We start from the raw sequence: 2,021 nt of genomic DNA on the forward strand, positions 1-2,021 counted from the left end.
GATGCCGACGGCAAGCACGAGCAGGGCCAGGAGCGCGCGCAGCTGTTCGCCGCGCAGCTTCTGCCCGACGCGGACCCCGTATTGCGCGCCGATCACGCCGGCCACCATCAGGATCGTGGCGAGCACGATGTCGACCGAATAGTTGGTCGCCGCCTGCACCATGGTCGTGTAGGCGGTGACGAAAATGATCTGGAACAATGAGGTCCCGACGACGACATTGGTCGGGATGCGCAGGAGATAGATCATCGCCGGCACCATGATGAAGCCGCCGCCGACACCCATGATCGAGGTGAGCACGCCGATGCCGAAGCCGAGCCCGACGATCGGAATGGCGGAAAGGTAGATCTTCGATTTCTTGAACCGCATCTTGAGCGGCAGCCGGTGCACCCAATTGTGCTGGCCCGGCCGTTTCAACGGCAGCGGCTCCTTGTTCTTCGCCCGCCTGAGCGCGCGCAGGCTCTCCTGCAGCATCAGCGCGCCGATCGAGCCGAGCAGCACGACGTAGAGGATCGAGATGAACAGATCGAGCTGGCCGACACGCCGGAGCCAGGAGAAGACCCAGACGCCCGCCGTCGCCCCCGCCAGACCGCCGACCAGCAGCACCGAACCGAGCTTCATGTCGAGCGTGCCGCGCCTGAAATGGGTGATCGCGCCAGAGATCGACGAAGCGACCACCTGGTTGGCGCCGGTCGCGACCGCCACGACGGGCGGGATGTTGTAGAAGATCAGCAGCGGCGTGATCAGGAATCCGCCGCCGACGCCGAACATGCCGGAGAGAAAGCCGACGGCCGCGCCCATGCCCAGAATAATGAAGATGTTCACCGACAGCTCTGCGATCGGCAGGTAGACAGTCACGGCAGAACCTCGACACGGCAAAAAGCGACGCCCTCGCGGGCGTTCGCGATGTGGTTGTCCGCCCGGTGCGGCGAAGGAAACGTGATCTCACATGCCATGTGAACAGGGCATGAAGGACTTCATCCGTCATGCGCCCGGGCTTGGCCGCAAGTCAATTCGCAAGTGTCAGATAATGCGGCAATTTTACCGTTTTTGTGCGGGCGTGATTAATATCCCGCAACTCCCCTATATCGGTCGGGTAAGTCGACTTACTTGTTCTTCGCAAGTAGTTCCTTGACCAGCGCGTCGGTGATCCTGCCGTTCGGCTCCTGGCCAACCGAGGTCTGGAAGGCCTTGATCGCGGTCACGGTCTTGGCGCCCATCTTGCCGTCGGCGGTGCCGGCGTCAAAACCGCTCTTGTTCAGGATCGCCTGGATGTTGCGGATCGCCTTTTCCATGTCGACCGAGCCCGTGGTGAGCGGCTTGCCGGAGGCCCATTCGTCCGGAAGATTGACGGAGTTGGCCTTCGGGTCGAGCGGCTTCACCTTCCACTGGTCGACCTTGGCGCGGGCGCTTTCGAGCTGTTCCTTGCGCATGGCGTTGCCTACTTCGTCGCGCTTCTGGGCGGCGTCCTTGTCGCCTCCCTTGGCCGCAACCGCAAACCACTTGTAGGACTCTTCGAGATCCTGCTTCACGCCGTTGCCCCGGGCAAGCAGGATGGCGAGGTTGAACTGGCTGTCGGCGACGCCGAAGTCGGCGGCCTGGCGGAACCAGGTGACGGCGGCGGCATAGTCCGGCTGGCCGGCGGCGCCCGATGCATAGAGCACGGCGAGATTGTGCATGGCGCTGGCATTGCCGGCATCGGCGGCCTGCTTGTAGTAGGTCATCGCCTTGGTCAGGTCGCGGGAGACGCCCGTGCCCTTTTCGAAGATATTGGCGAGCCGGTATTGCGCCGGTGCCAGGCCGCGGTCGGCGGCAAGCTTGTACCAGTTGGCGGCCTCCGACAGATCGCTCTTGACGCCCTTTCCGTCGGTAAAGCGTGCGCCGATCTCAAAGAGCGCGTTCGCATCGCCGCCAGCGGCGGCGTCGGCCAGCGACTTGGGTTCGATGCCGACGGGCACGACGATCGCAGCCGGAGCCGTGACCTTGGCGGCGGCAGCGAACGTGTTCGCAGCAGCCGGCGCATT

Annotated in this window: 2 protein-coding genes; both read right to left on the reverse strand. The window is 63.9% G+C overall.

All coding sequences use genetic code 11. From position 1 onward, the window contains the following. Nucleotides 1–855, reverse strand: an 855-nt coding sequence (locus MOV61_RS29665; protein WP_247139143.1) for a sulfite exporter TauE/SafE family protein, incomplete at its 3' end; no start/stop codon positions are given. Nucleotides 856–1,103: 248 nt separating this feature from the next. Further along, nucleotides 1,104–2,021: SEL1-like repeat protein (locus MOV61_RS29670; protein WP_247139144.1), on the reverse strand; the 918-nt coding region annotated here is incomplete at its 5' end.

It is taken from the genome of Neorhizobium sp. BETTINA12A, from assembly GCF_023006485.1.
GTDB lineage: Bacteria > Pseudomonadota > Alphaproteobacteria > Rhizobiales > Rhizobiaceae > Neorhizobium.